The organism is Phycisphaerae bacterium, assembly GCA_041652575.1.
Classification (GTDB): Bacteria; Planctomycetota; Phycisphaerae; order Sedimentisphaerales; family UBA12454; genus UBA12454.
Genome location: JBAZHC010000012.1, coordinates 60431 through 76231, shown reverse-complemented (window position 1 = coordinate 76231; position 15801 = coordinate 60431). Strand labels below are relative to the sequence as shown.

Below are 15801 nucleotides of genomic sequence, written 5' to 3'. Positions count from 1 at the left end.
GTTGGAATTTGTTTTATTTTATGTTCCTGGTGTATCGCAAAGGAAACTGTGATGATTAAAAATCCTATTTTGCCGGGTTTTAATCCCGACCCGTCAATCGTCAGAGTCAACGACGATTATTACATTGCAAACTCCACTTTCGAATGGTTTCCCGGCGTGGCAATCTATCATTCCAAAGACCTTGTGAACTGGGAATTGGCCGGTTATGCACTTAATTCAACCAAATATATCGACCTTTTGGGCAATCCAACTTCCGGCGGAGTGTGGGCCCCCTGCCTGACTTATTCTGACGGATTATTCTATCTGGTTTACTCCGATGTTAAAACCCAAAAAGGCCCATATAAAGATGTTCATAATTATTTAATAACCGCGAAAAATATTAAAGGGCCGTGGTCTGAACCGGTTTTCCTGAACAGTTCCGGTTTTGACGCATCAATGTTTCACGATGATGACGGAAAAAAATGGCTGCTTAACGAGCTGCACGACCACCGCGACCGCGCCAAAAGATTTGCAGGAATTCTCATACAGGAATACGACCCGAAGACAAAAAAACTTGTCGGACCGATTAGAAATATTTTTAAAGGTTCTCCTATCGGCGTTACTGAAGGACCCCATATATATAAACTCAACGGATACTATTATCTTATGACCGCAGAAGGCGGCACAGGTCCTAATCACGCGGTAACACTGGCAAGGTCGAAAAATCTTTTCGGCCCCTATGAAATTCAACCTGATAATCCTATCATAACTTCAAGAAATGACCCGGATCTTCCGTTTCAAAGGTCAGGCCATGGTTCATTAGTCGAAACACAAAACGGACAATGGTATATCGCGCATCTTTGCAGCAGGCCGATACCAAAATCTGAAAAACCATTTCGAAGAAGCGTACTCGGCAGAGAAACTGCCATTCAAAAAGTCAAATGGTGCGACGACGGCTGGCTACGGCTTGAAAACGATTCTAACCGGCCGCAGGCAACCGTTCCGGCGCCGCGACTGCCTCTGCATCCATTTAAACCTGAACCTGCCAGAGATGATTTCAACGGCAAGACGCTCAATCTTCATCTTAATACGCTGCGTGTGCCGCCGGACGAAAGCTGGTTATCGCTTACACAAAGGCCGGGCTGGTTGAGGATTTACGGCAGAGAATCGCTTGGTTCTAAATTCAGACAGAGTATGGTCGCAAGAAGAATTACCAGTCTGAATTGTATTGCCGAAACGTGCGTTGAATTCGAGCCGAAGACTTTTCAGCAGGCGGCAGGACTGATATGCTTCTACGATACGCAGAATTATTATTACCTGAAAATTACCGATAACGAAACAACTGGAAAATGTGTGACCGTTTGTTACAGCCAGAACGACGTATATACCGAATTAACCACACAGATGTTTCCTGTGTCCCAAAAGGCCTGTTACCTGAGAGCGGAAATAGATTATGATAAATTGACCTTTTCCTATTCGCTCGACGGCAAAGACTGGAAAAAAATAAATGCCGTATTCGATATAACTACACTCAGCGACGAATACTGTCAGGAAGGCAGTTTCACGGGCGCATTCGTGGGTATTTGCGCACAGGATATGGCCGGGACAAAAACAAAAGCCGATTTCGATTATTTTGAATATCAAACAAAATAAACAAATACAGGTTATTTTACATCGATGATTTTGTTTTGCTCGGCGGCGTCGCGGGCAAGCAGGCAAACTTTGGTCAGCATAAAGGAAAGCCGCTTAAGCTCTTCATTTTCCTCTGTTTTACCGGCAAGAATATTCAGAAGAAATCTGCGGAACATCTTATCTTTTCCATTCGGCAAAGGCTGTTCAAAAGTACCCTTTTCATTGCTGATGACGACACAATTCTTCTTGGCTAAACTTGCCTCAAGAACACCTTTTGTGCCAATAACCCGAATCCAGTCATCGCCGTGCGTCGGGGCCGATTCCGGCCTGCAATAATCAACGCTAATCGAAGCGTGCCCGCCGTTGCTGAGTTCAGCTATAAAGACGCAATTGTCCTCGCAGGCTTTCCTGTCGCTGTGAACGAGATTGCCTTTCATCGCGGCAACCTTTGTAAAACTCAAACCTGTAACATAATTTATATAATCAAAGGCGTGGATACCGACCCAGCCGATAGTTCCGCCGTATTTGTCCTTGTCGCCGAACCAGTCGGGTCTTGTGCCCCATTTATAACTCTTTCTGCCGTTTGCCAAAATCGCATCGCCTATGGCGCCGCTGTCATAAACCTGCTTTGCGGCCACAAACTGCGGGTCGCTGCGCATGGTCAGCATAGCCATCAGATTAACTTTGTTTTTCTCGACTGCTTTGCGGACTTTTTCGAGAGTGGCCGTATCAAGTGCCAGCGGCTTTTCCGCGATTATATGACAGCCGGCGTCAGCGGCATCTATTATTAATTTCGGAATCAAATCGAGCCTTGTACTGACTACGGCAACATCGGGCTTCAAATCCTTCAGCATTTTTTTGTAGTCGTTACAGGCAACATTTTTACCTGCCGCGGGCGGAAGCTTTAGAAATTTGGAAATGTCCTCTCCTGCGTAAGCCGGTGCCATACCGACCAAATCGGCCTCATCCGTAACAGCTAAATCACGGAATACTGCATCAATATGACCAAAACCTCCGATGGTGACTATTCGTATTTTACCCATCACAAACACCTCATATAATAAGAATTAGAAATTCCTTAGTTTTCTGCTCGTCATATCTTTGTCAGGCAGTATCCAGTTAATATATAATCTTTCGGAAATCAAGGATTTTCTGCAGCCAATTATCAACAGTTCGTCCGTCAAGCTTCGCATCCGGCTGTCTGTGAAAATAATAATCCCCATCTGAAATCTTCAGCCGTCTGTTTTAAAAAAAACCTATAAAAAAAACAAACCGGCTTTTCGCATATTGCTCCAGGCCGGTTTGTATCATTTCCACAACTGCACTTTTTTATCAAATCATTACGGCGAAATCATACTATAAAGCAAGTACATCAGATATTCGCCTTCATCTGTATTTTTTCTTGTAAGAAAAGTGTTCCAAACATCATTATCAAAAAGCTTCTGAGTTTTACCGTTAGTTGGGCATTCAACCGGCCCATCCGGAACATAGCGTACATGGCCATCACTAAACAGGGAATTTATACCGGGGCTACGCAGAATTTCCTTGCCATTGACTATGCTTACCCCTGACTTATGAGATAGAAACTTTTTACTGCCGAGATTTGAATTGTCATCCAAGCAAATAACATCCGAAAGATACGGAGCGGTTCTACTGAGCCGGCTGAATCTTCTGCAGGTAACTTTGGGCACATAGCTATCAGCCACTTTTTTCATTGTCTTTAAATCCGGTTTAAGTCTGATATCCCTGTCTATCGGATAATAATCGTATCCTGAACGAATCCAACCATGATTGTCAGAATTTCTTTTACTATAAAGCTGGTGAGGCCGGCCCCATGCATTGCTGGGACCTCCCTGTGCGGGGTCCTGCTCAGTATAAGACTCATACCTGCGGTTTGGGGATACATTTGAAGGACAATAAAATATTTTCCCATCTTTTATAAAATTACCTTCAAATAAACAAGCTATTCTCAGAGGACGAGCCCTGCCCATTACGCCATCGTTACCGGCACAGAGTCGCGTCATGTCCAGAAAAGGTTCGTCCTTTGATGAATGATCAGTTCTCCAAATAAGCCATGGATGTATTGTAGATTCATCTTTTGTGTCATCCGGCATACCATTAGTAACACCACCTGACCAGGGCATTTTGTCATCATAATCATTAGAGTATCCGGCCATCGCAAGACCCGTTTGTTTAACCTGGTTGCTGCAGATGGTTCTTTTGGCAAGCTCCCTGGCCTTCTGCAGTGAAGGAAGAAGTACTGCCAATAGCAGAGCGATGATTGAGATTACAACCAACAATTCAACTAACGTAAAACCTTGTTTTCTCTTCACGGCTTCGTTCCTTTAATCAAAACCCGATTTTGTTAACCTATTACTTATATAACTTATTATAGCCGCCCTAACTCCCAATTGCGACCCCGATTTCTCGGGGTCGCAATAAGAGTCTTATAATACATTCACTTATACCATATCGTACGTTATATACCTACAATAGGTTCATATTTACATTAATTACCAGCCTATACAGCCGTCTGTTCTATGGATGCAAAGCATCCATTCTGACGCGAATATCTGCAATTCCGGGTTATCAAGCGTGTAATCCTGAGTACCGGATTCTCTTGTTATTCTCCAATCTTTAGCAAAATACCAGAAATCTTCCGCATTAAGGACACAATCGCCATTGGTATCCCATGTTGGTCCGGCAACATAGACCAGAGTAGTGCCATGGGAACCGGGATTAACCGCAACCGGACACTGCCAGCCAACCGTCTGAAATGACCATATCTCGCTTGGGATAGAATTGCTATCGCTTTTAACCTGCCAGTAGTAAGTCTGGTCCTTATTAACACTTTTAGAAATACTGTGCTGGCCGCGAGTAGCCGCTGTTGCCGCAGTACCAAGCGGAGCCAGACTGGTCGAAGAAGTACCGAACCAAACTCTATCATTTGCAGCGCCGTAACCGGAGTACCATTTCAGTTGAATCGTACACGGGTCAGTAGCACAATAAACCTTCTTGTCGCCATTTTTCGGCGTCGGAGCAGAAGCTCTCTTAGGTGATATATCTGAACTCTTTGTAATGAATATAGTACCATTCTGGCCATCTTCAGCGATAGAAGCGCCGCCGATGCCATAAAATCCTTTTGAACCGCCGCGAGCAGTAATAACACCCTCACTGACGTCGGCAGTAGTTCCGTAGAAAACGGCTACGCGACCGCCGGCACCGCCGCCGCCGCATTCATTAGCCTGTTTACTGGTGTTTCCACCCTGACCGCCATTCACATTAATAGTACCCTTATTGGTGAAGCTGCCGCCGGCAATAATCTTTACCGAACCGCCGGCACCGCCGCCGCCCGGATAATCAGTCGGAGAATACAATGCATCGCCGCCATTGGCACGTATTTCAGAATTGCTGTCTAAAACTACATTGCCTGTAGCGATAATTTCGATACCGCCGGCACCGGAAGTTCCAGCAGCTTGTCCGCCCCATCCGCCGCCGCTGCCGCCAAATGGAACAGGTACATCTTTACTGCCATAAGAGTATCCGCCGGAAAATACGCCAAAGAAATAACCACGGCCGGAATCGCCGCCGTTACCGCCATAACCGCCGCCGCCGCCGCCCTTATATGGAGGATTTACGCCAATGCCGGGGCCAAATAGAGACCTGCCTTTGGCCGTCGGAACAAATACATCCTTAGAAGTTGTAGATCCAGTAGTGTTGTTATACCTGTTATAATATGGAGCCGATATGTTTATGGCCGTCCAGCTTCCACTGTCAGGAAGAGACCCTGTTGTACCGCTGTTATGTCGCGGTCCGACGAAACCTCCGGAACGAGCAAGAGGTGTATCATTAGATATAACCAAAAGATCTTCACCGGCAAGCCTTATCTTGCCATCGAAGTAGAAATCTCCCGTTACGTTAAGGCTAATTCCCCTGATATTAGTGGTAGAATTAACGTCCTGACCACGATAAGCCGGTACGACGGTAATATCATAACGCTTGTCATAATCAAAACCGCTCGGGAAATTAAAGACCACTATATTGGCATCTGTATCAAGAGTACCTGTTACGACATCTGTCCAGCCGTCCGAATGAAGTGAACAGGTAAGTGCCGGAATAGCATAGTCCTGATAAGTTGTCGTATGATTCTTTCTCGTATTGAAAACAAGTTCATACGGTCTGGTAGTGAAACTCCAAATATCTCCCGCCACAGAACCTGTCGGGAAATTACTGACTACACGCCAATAATATGTTTCGCTTCTCAGAGGTGCGTTAATATCATCAATTTGAGTGATTGTAATATCATCGGCAATCTGACAAGCATCCATGGCCTCTACTTTGGCCAAGTTATTAGATAAATAAACATCGAAACTTTCAGCAGAAACAGATGCAGACCAGTATATATTGACGTCACTAACATCAACATCTTCCTGGTTGTCTGCCGGCACCGGATCGTACGCCTTGCCCGTTTCTGTAGTGAAAGACCACAGCGGACTATTCGAATCAACACCGCCGATGGTTGACTTAACATACCAGTAATATGTGACGTCAAGCGGGAATGGGCCGCCAAGGTCGGTATTATTAACCTCATTTACATCGCCGTCATGCAAAATAGTTTTCACAAGCGGCAGATTAAGCATATTGGGGTCTGTGCCGAAATATACATACTGAGCCGAAACGCCGGTCGAAGGAACCCAGTTAACATCAGCAGCAATAGCGACATTCGAAGAACCCGGAATGGGAAGAATAGCCGTTGTATGTACAGCATCGGGATTATTCTGATAAAGAAAACTGACGTCCAAAGGACTTAAATCACGGCTGTAAATACGTACTTCATCCAGTAAACCGTCAAAATCACGGTCGCCGGCTCCTACCCTCAAGGGAGAATCATACCAGGGATATGAATCCAGATTCATATTAGTAGCATTAACAGCAGTAACGACCACAGGCACTTCAGCGCCATCAATATACATCTTGCTGCTTAGAGACTTTGTAGGAACTGCTGTTTCTCTGCAATTTTCTCTGTCAATAACAACCACAGCATGATGCCATGTATTATTTGAAACCCCCAGAGCACTCAAAGAATCCGCCGTTTCAAATCGCAGACAATTCAGTCCGTGACGAAAACTCAATTTGCTGTTATATACACGTATTTCCCAATAATATGTTAAATTCTCCGGTTCAGGGTCATAAATACCTATATGTCTGATAAAAGTGCCGGATTGTATGTTCGGCATATTGAACCAGAAGGCAAACGTGGTTTTATCTGTTCCCGGCCAACCATCGCCAAACTCGAACAAAGGACCATTCGGCGGAAGGCTTATATGGCAATCATTCAAATCGCCTGCGCCATCTCTGGCATCATAAAAATTATTAAAATCAGCGCATTTGCTGCCGCGTATGGCATCTGTAGCTCTCCACACGCTCTGGCCGGTAGTATTATAATCCACCAGCGTTCCGGTAAGCGCAGCCACTGAATCGACTGTTGTTATTGCTGACGGGGTACTCTCGAAATCAAGATTGAACTCCAGATTTGAGTCTGTATCGGGATCCCACACAGCCCATGCACTGGTAGAAACCAATGCCACTACGATAAATGCCATCCATTTCACTCTATTTTTCATAACCATGTCCTCCTTAAAGACAATAAAAGCATCCCGTTTCGCCGGGAAAATACGGTTGATAAAAAATAAATACAAACTTTATAATTACAGTTTATAAAAAGTTCCCAGACTAAAATCAGGATTTATTAAGATTCGGGAAAGATGTCCTGAAATAATATACGCCTCGACTTTTAAAAGAACACCGGTAGAAACTCCACGCCGGTAAAATTTTCTCAGGGCCGACCCAATCGGGCCGGCCCTGAGATTAAAGCTTAGCAAAACTTATTTCTTACGTCTGATGATAAACATACCAAGGCTGAGTAAAGCAATTGTTGCGGGTTCCGGAATTAACAGTGCAATGTCATTAGTCACTTCATCTACGCCAGCAGCATACTGATAAGTCAATGTCATTATAACTCCGCCAACGTTAAACTGAGCGCCTTCGGCTGCATTATCAAATTCGCCGACTACATCGGCTGTGCCTGTATTCTCGATGAGCACAATATCGCCCGTCGGTACAGCGCCGCTTGAATTAACAAGCAGCGTTGCTACTGCAGCTTCTTCATCCTGCGAATCAATGATAGTTTCAAGCACCTGTATTTTGCTTACATCGCCGTCTACAACGTTAAATTCGACAGTAGCGTTGCCTGTGTTGCCGGATGCACTCGAACTGTCATTTGCTATGTACATCTGACCGCCCATGCTGATTACTGCATCGCTGCCTGTTACAGAGAGTTTTCCAATTGAACCATCTGCACTTGCGCAGGCAACATATATTCTGCCGGCAGTACCAATTAAATAACCGCCGCTGATTGAAACTGTGCCGCCTTTGGCTCCAGTAATCGCATTGTCAACAGCGTGAGCTTTGTAACCAATGAAAAGCTTCCCGCTGCCTGTAATGTCAACTGTGCCGCCGGTTATTGTCAGGAAGCCATCATCTGAACCGTTGCCTGATGCACCGGCATCGCCAATGTGCATTTCTCTGCCACTGCCGATATAACCATCTGTCACCAACAGAGTGCTGCCGCGAGCTGTGTCTATCTTGGTAGTTGCATAGTTGATTTGAGTGGAGTTGACCGTAATGACAAAATCCTGACCTGTCTCAGCAGATTCCGAGCCGACAAGCTTAATCTCGTCACCACTATCAGGCGGAACTACGCTTTTGCTCCAATTGGCAGCATCGCTCCAATTGCCTGACGTGAGAGGATACACAGATGCATAAGCACCACTCACCATAAGACATACCAACAAAACAATAAAACATTTCATCTTCATCTTCTCTCTCCTTAAAACTAAAATAATAAAAAAATATACGCGCGTTACTTATATCTGCAAACTTATGCCAGGCAACACACCCAGCATAACATATACTGTAACAACACTGCCGCATTACCTGTATATTGTCTTAAAAACGAACATTAAAAACAAGGCAATCTTGCGCACTAATAAAGTCGATTTCGCGCAAAGACGTTAAAGCTATGGAAAACAAGATTTTAGCACTTGTTTTGGCGTTAATTATGGGAACATAATCCGGCAATCCGACACAACCGCAGAAAAGTCTTTAATCGCTTTGTTTCAAAGAAGTTACAATAGATTTCACAGGTGAGGTCCGGAAAAAATACGGTATAGGCCAATAGACCACGATTATGGCTGTTTTAAAAATTGTATATTTTCAAAAAATTTTCCCCCCTGCCAAGAATTTTTATTATTGTAAAGGTGCATATAATTTGGATGTTGTGAAAATAACAAGAGGGGTTGAGTTAATTAATTATTAACATTTTCTTTTTAACAGCACTTATTCCTTATACTAATTTTCGACATAAGGTTCGCCCGCTTTGTATAAGGCCAGCCTATTTTCAATTTCCTTTTTAAGATCTTCCTGTTTGGAAGATTTGCATAATTCCAAAGCTTTTTGTACTGTTTCGACAGCTTTATCAAAATCGCCGGTTGCGGCATAAGCAACAGCCAACGTGTCCAGTATTTCAGGGTTCTTGTAGTCAGTAAGTTCGCAGGCTCGCATGGCAAGATTGACCGCTTTGTCGGGATTGTGAACTGTATTGTTTTTACTTACCGCCAGCAGCCAGGACAAGCCATTCATTGGCTCAAACCAGTCAGGGTTAAGCTTTAAAGCCTCATCAAAGTGCGCGACAGCTTCATTGATTTCGCCTCTTTGCATTTGCACTTGTCCGAGATGATAGTGCGCCAAAGCAAAATCAGGATTAAGCCTCAGGGCTTCGTTAAGATGAACGACAGCCTCATCTAATTTCCCCTGAATTGCCAGAACATGACCCATATTGTCATGAGCAGCGGCATAACTCGGCCTTATTCGCAGAGCTTTGGCAAGGCATTCGACGGCCTGGTCATATTTGCCCTGCCGACTAAGCGTAGCACCAAGACCATTTAACGCATTTGAATCATTCGGCCTTGCCTGAAGACATTTTTGGTACTCCCGGGCAGATTCATCGAGCCTGCCGGCCTGCCGCAGGAGATAGCCCATTCTGAGATGTCCCCGTACCGCGCCCGGCATAATTCGAATAGCCTGGGAACAATAGTAAAGCGAATCATCCAGATTGCCCTGCTCTCTCATAGATTCAGACATATGAATATTCGCTGTATAATTATCCGTGGTTACATCGAGAGCGTGCTGATATAAAGTTTTGCTGTCCGCCCAATAGCCAAGCTGGAACCATGTGCAAATCGACATTGCAAAAATTATCAGTATCGCAAATGAAACAAGTACGTTTTTTTTATATTTCCATTTTCCTAACAGCTCCGGCAAGCCCCAGGCTATCATAATGAATAAACCTGTTAAAGTGATGTAGCTGTAGCGGTCGGCCATAGCCTGGGCACCAACCTGAACAAATCCGATAACGGGCGCAAGTGTTCCAATATACCAAAACCAGCCTGTAACCAGATATTTGTGTTTCCCGGCCAGGCGAAGAATAAGAATTGTCACGGTCAGCAAAATAACTGCTGCTGTTACGGCATATAGAACAGATATATTTTCGCCGGGGTGCGAATAAAAATATGACAGCCGGACAGGCCAAATCATTTTGATGATATACTGTATATAGGAAATAATGGCATTGGCAAAACGGACGAGGAAATCGTATCTCTTTCCTGACATTGCCCCGCCCTGTTTCTGAAAAATAAATGTAACAGTACACGATACAAAGACCATTACAAATAACGGAATTTTCTCGACGATTAAATAAAACAGCGAACGTTTCGAACCAAGTCTGCTCAATGGCCAATAATCCAAAAGGAGTAACACAAAAGGCAGAGTAACGAGCATAGGTTTTGACATCAAACCGAGAGCAAAAGTCAAAACTATCAGCATATACCGTACAATGCCGGGTTTTTTGGCGTATCGCAGATATGCCAACATCGTAAGCATCCCGAAAAAAGTACTCAGGACATCTTTACGCTCGGAAACCCACGCAACAGATTCGACGTGCATCGGATGAAGGGCAAACATAGCAGCGACAAAAGCACTTTGCCAGGTCGCAGATGTCATTTGATAGAGGACAATAAAAAGCAGCAGAGTATTCGCGATGTGAAATATAAGGCTGGTAAGATGATGACCGCCGGCGTTAGAACCAAAGAGCCGCCAGTCGAGCATATGCGAAAGCCATGTTACCGGATGCCAGTTGGCAGCGTGACTGGTAGTAAATGCCCATTTGACGGTTTCAGGCGTGATGCCGGCCTGGATATTCCTGTTTTCAAAGACATAATCGGGGTCGTCAAAAGTAATAAATTTAAAACGGTGCATTTGGTAAAAAACAGCAAATGTCACTATCGCCAGCGACAGGCAAATCAAAATACCGCGATATTTTGTAAATCTGTTATTCATTTCCGGGGTTACTATTATACAAGGTTAACTGATTTTCAATTTTCTTTTTAAGCAATTCCTGTTCAGGAGATCGGCATAATTCGAGAGCTTTTTCGAAGTGCGCGACGGCCTGGGGGATTTCCCCTTTCTGCGCCAGAATCTGTCCAAGGTGATAATGCGCCAAAACAAAGTCAGGGTCAAGCCGCAGCGCCTCGTCAAGATGTACAACAGCGTCATTGTAATCGTCCCGGCGGGACAGGGCATAGCCTAAATTGGCATGGGCCGCGGCAAAATCAGGTTTTACCCGCAGAGATTGATTAAAGTATTCGACAGCTTCATCTAACTTGCCCTGCCGACTGAGCGCAACGCCGATATCATTGAGCACATTAGAATTATCAGGCTTTATCCGGAGATATTTTTTATACTCACTGATACCCTCATCGAGCCTGCCCTGCCGACAGAGTACAGCGCCAAGGTCACTGATTACATCCGCATCATCAGGTCTCATCCGGAGGTATTTTTTATACTCCCTGATACCTTCATCAGGTTTGCCCTCGTCGCACATATATTTCGCTATGTGAAGGTGCGCGATATGATTATCTTCGGTAACATCAAGGGCGTGCTGAAACAAAGTTAAACTATTCTGCCAGCAGCGAAGCTGAAAATAGCTGCATATCGACACCGCTGAAATAACCAGTATCGCAGAAAGTGTAAGTACAATTTTTTTATACCGCCATTTTGCAAGTAAATCCGGAATTCCCCATGCGATGATAATAAACAGACCAGTCAGGGTGATATAACTATAACGGTCGGCCATGGCCTGACTGCCAACCTGCACAAAACCGATGACGGGCACAAGCGTTCCAATATACCAAAACCAGCCCGTAACGAGGTATCTGCGTTTTTTAGCGAATCGAAGTATGACAATTGTTACGGCCAACAGAAAAGCTGCTGACATCACAATATATAGAATAGATAGGTTTTGGCCGAGATGCGGATAAAATACGGCTAATCGGTCCGGCCAAATCATTTTGCCTATGTATCCGACATAAGAGATGACGGCGTTGGAAACACGAAATTTTAGAGGAGTCACAATAAACGGCGATAACGCCCCACTGCCCCACTGTACAAAAAAAGTAACGACACTTGAAACCGCCGAGAGAAAAAATAAAGGAATTTTTTCCACAATCAACCGGTAAGGTATCCGTCTTTGAAAACGTTCGAGCGGCCAATAGTCCAAAAGCAAAAGCACAAACGGTAAAGTTACGAGCATAGGCTTTGACATCAGGCCGAGAGCAAATGTCAGCAGCGTCAGCAGATAAGGGGCGGCGCCGGGATTTTTGACATAACGCAGATACGCCGCCATCGTGAGCAGCCAAAAGAAGGCACTTAACACATCTTTGCGTTCAGCTATCCATGCGACGGATTCAACGTGCAGCGGATGCAGAGCGAATAAGGCCGCCACAAACGCGCTTTGCCAAAGTACAGATGTCATTTGTTTCAGAACAACAAAGAGCAGCAGAGTGTTTAAAATATGAAAAACAAGATTTGTAAGATGATGGCCTGCCGGATTAGAGCCGAAAAACTGCCAGTCCAGCATATGCGAAATCCATGTTAAAGGATGCCAGTTGGCGGCATAGCCGGAAGTAAAGGCCCACTGAATGGTTTTAAGCTTAACGCCGGCCTGAACGTTCGGGTTTTGCGAAACATAAACGGCATCATCGTAACTGATAAAATCATGTCCGCAAACCTGATAATAAACCCCAAGAGTTATTATCGCCAATGCCGCGACAATAAATAATATCCATTTTTTTTCTGATGCATTGTTCATTTATTTTATTTTCTTCTTCGCTGAAACTCTGTCCGCTATTATTTGAAGTTTTCTTATTTGCGAGTGAGTCCAGAGAAGTGAATCTATAAGACTATCGGAACTGCCGTAAGGATTATTAAGCGAAACGGCTTCCTCAAAAAATTCTTCGGCATCATCTGTCCTGCCCAGCGCATCGCAGGTCATCGCCATGGCCGCTTTGACTGACGGTTTATAGGGGTTGATTTCGGAAGTGGTCGTGAAAGCCGATAAAGCCTGCTGATAATCGCCTTTCTCAAAAAGAGCAAAACCCAGATTATAAGAGCCGAGAAACGAACGAGGATTTTTATTTACGGTGTCCTGCCAAAGCGAAAGGCTGTTATGCCAGACCAGTTCACGTTCAACCGTAAAACAACACAAATGCAAACCTATAATAAACGCGGCAATTATCAGGAAAATACGCGGCAGTCCTTTTTTAATTTTCAGACGGCAGATTATCGCGCTCAGAGCCAGAGACAGGCCGAACATCGGAAGATAAAGATAACGGTCTGCCATCGGCCAGTATATGGGAATAAAATTCGACGTCGGCAGCATGGATATCACGAAAAATAACATTCCCAAAGTAAAAATTTTGTTTTTCCGTCCCAATATTATCGCGGCAATACAGACGACGCTTAACACTATTATCGCCATCGTCAGAGAAATATTACTGATAGAATAACCCCCAAGGTCGGCACACATAAGACCGGGCCAGAAAAGCTCAAGGAGTTGATATAACCATATACGGGGCTGAATTGCGAGCATTCGGGAAAAAGAGCCGCCAAGGTATGACGCTTTTTCGACATCGGCATACACAAGCGGAGCCACAATGGTAAAACGTAGAATCATAAACGTTAAAGTCGCGGCAAATCCTGCGGCGACAAGTATCGCCCATTTTCGCCAGTTGGCGGCTTTGCGAACCACAAGCCAGTAAAGCAGAAGAAAAAACGGCGCGACCACACCGTTTTCTTTTGTCGCCGCGGCCGCGAAAATCGAAAGAACGATAGCAGCTCCGAGCAGCACATTAACTATTTTTCGCTCAGAAGGAAAAAATTCCGCCAATATCAGAACAAGAAGTGTAAATGCCGTCACCAGCAGGTCTTCCCTGAAGGCTATGACGCACACAGCTTCGCTGTTGATGGGATGTATCGCGAAAAGTATTGCGCCGATAAATGCCGCCCATAAGGGCCCGGTTTCCTGTTCTTTTTGAGCGAATATTCGCTTCAGGAAAGCATACAGCAAAACAAATACCATAGCCGAGCATAGCGAATGAAGCAGCAGGTTTGTAAGATGATAGCCGAACGGCGTCCTGCCCCACAAAACTGAATCAAGCATAAGCGACAGGAGGTTTACGGGCCGATTATTATCGATAACGCCCTGGGTCATTACTTTTAAGCTGAGTACATCGGCGAAATGCTGAGGCTGGTGAATATAAGGGTCTATTACTATCTGCAGCTCATCATCGTAAACAAATTCGGCCGACAGAATGGGCAGGTATAGAACTGCCGCGACCGCCGCGACAATAAGAGCATATTTTACAATTTGCATAGTCGGCATACCAAATCATAAACCTCATCGACGCTTATTCGCTGCATACAAACATTATTACTGCAGGTTGAATGACGATTATTATAAGCACTTACACAGGGACTGCAGGGAATATCTTTCCAGATAATATGCGAATTGGGAGTGTTAGCGCCAAATAACTTCGGCGTTTCCGGTCCGAATAACGTTATGACTTTAATATCAGTCAGTGCGGCAAAATGTGCCGGCCCGCTGTCATTGGTCACGAGAACATCCGCCAGGCAGTATAACATCATTAATTGCTCCAGTGTCGTTTTACCGGTCATTGAAAAACATCTCTGCGAATCCACTGCTTTGACAATTTTCAATGCCTTTTCCGATTCCTGGGGCGCTCCTGTAAAGGCTATATGCAAAGCAGGAGATTTTTCGATTAATCGTCTGGCAAGAGCTTCATATCGTTCGCTCGGCCAGCGGCGCAGCGGCAGCATGTCGGATGCGTTTGCGTTGAGAAGTATAAGCGGGGAATAATTGCCTGTTCCGGCCTGTTTTTCAAGCATCGTTTTAAATTCTTTCAACTCATCCGGATTGGGAATAAAATGTGATTCCACAGGCCGCAGTTTCGGCAGGTCTATATTCAGTCTCGGCATATCGCCTGCCGGCAGATTAACCGCTTCAACCATTACCTCAAACATTTGGCTTGTGTGCAGGTGCGGATTATAGTTCAAACGATGTGTCATTAAATCGCCGCGATACGGAGCCTCATCAGCAAAACTGTGCAGGCCGACCCTGATACCCGCACCGCTTAGAAATGTCAAAATTGCGGAGCTTCTGGCGAAAAATTCGTAATCAACCGCCGCGTCAATGTGCAGCTTTCGAATACGCCATATTGACTTGATTGTACCAAAGAGCATTGAAATAAAATTGTTATCGGGAATCGTTATGACATTTTCACGGCGGATAATGTCCATCACATCAAGGATGAAGCGATTTTGCTTAAAAACCAGAAAGTAAACATTATCTTTTCCCGCTATTTCAATGGCTCGGCGAATAGCTGTATCGGCCAGGACAGTTGCTCCCTGTTCGGCGAGTTTAATGAAAAGTATGCGTTCAATTTTAGATTTGGATTTTTGACTGAAAAACAAGTTACAGCATTTGCGAATTATCGTTAAAATAAAACATATCGGCCTTCCACCCCAATGGTCGATTAAACGCATTGTTGTTATTTTCACCCAAAAGCTCCTGATAATTTATCTTATTCAGATAAAATATATGTCAATAGGCGACAAAAGTCAATTAAGAGAAATTGAATAAATGTTTGCGCGATTTAGACTAAGGCCTTGACAAATTCGGCATAAACGATAAGATTTTCAAACCGGTATTATCCC

The 15801-nt window shown here is 44.6% G+C and carries 9 protein-coding genes; 1 reads left to right on the top strand and 8 read right to left on the bottom strand.

All coding sequences use genetic code 11. From position 1 onward, the window contains the following. Positions 1–51: 51 nt before the first annotated feature. Positions 52–1632, top strand: a complete 1581-nt coding sequence (locus WC496_09555; protein ID MFA5293266.1) for a glycoside hydrolase family 43 protein — start codon at positions 52–54, stop codon at positions 1630–1632. Positions 1633–1643: 11 nt separating this feature from the next. Here the strand turns inward: WC496_09555 and WC496_09550 are convergent, their stop codons facing one another. The 8 genes from WC496_09550 to WC496_09515 all read right to left on the bottom strand — a co-directional run bounded on the left by WC496_09550 (position 1644) and on the right by WC496_09515 (position 15645). Beyond that, positions 1644–2654: a Gfo/Idh/MocA family oxidoreductase gene (locus tag WC496_09550; GenBank protein ID MFA5293265.1), complete on the bottom strand. Its 1011-nt coding sequence runs from the start codon at positions 2652–2654 to the stop codon at positions 1644–1646. A gap of 297 nt (positions 2655–2951) precedes the next feature. Beyond that, on the bottom strand, positions 2952–3944 hold the full coding sequence (locus WC496_09545; GenBank protein MFA5293264.1) for a DUF1559 domain-containing protein: 993 nt from the start codon (positions 3942–3944) through the stop codon (positions 2952–2954). A gap of 180 nt (positions 3945–4124) precedes the next feature. After that, on the bottom strand, positions 4125–7235 hold the full coding sequence (locus tag WC496_09540) for a LamG domain-containing protein (GenBank protein MFA5293263.1): 3111 nt from the start codon (positions 7233–7235) through the stop codon (positions 4125–4127). A 261-nt stretch (positions 7236–7496) separates the two neighbouring features. Further along, a complete protein-coding gene (locus WC496_09535) occupies positions 7497–8489 on the bottom strand; it encodes a PEP-CTERM sorting domain-containing protein (protein MFA5293262.1) in 993 nt (330 codons plus the stop codon). 532 nt (positions 8490–9021) lie between these two features. After that, complete coding sequence (locus WC496_09530; protein MFA5293261.1) at positions 9022–11067, bottom strand: tetratricopeptide repeat protein; 2046 nt, start codon at positions 11065–11067, stop codon at positions 9022–9024. After that, the gene (locus WC496_09525) at positions 11060–12877 is read right to left on the bottom strand and encodes a tetratricopeptide repeat protein (protein MFA5293260.1); all 1818 of its coding nucleotides are present in this window, start codon (positions 12875–12877) and stop codon (positions 11060–11062) included. The genes WC496_09530 and WC496_09525 overlap by 8 nt, the downstream gene beginning before the upstream one ends. Continuing rightward, a complete protein-coding gene (locus WC496_09520; protein ID MFA5293259.1) occupies positions 12878–14440 on the bottom strand; it encodes a tetratricopeptide repeat protein in 1563 nt (520 codons plus the stop codon). It abuts the gene before it with no gap. After that, on the bottom strand, positions 14428–15645 hold the full coding sequence (locus WC496_09515; protein MFA5293258.1) for a glycosyltransferase family 9 protein: 1218 nt from the start codon (positions 15643–15645) through the stop codon (positions 14428–14430). Before WC496_09515 ends, WC496_09520 begins: the two co-directional genes overlap by 13 nt. Between the last annotated feature and the right edge of the window lie 156 nt (positions 15646–15801).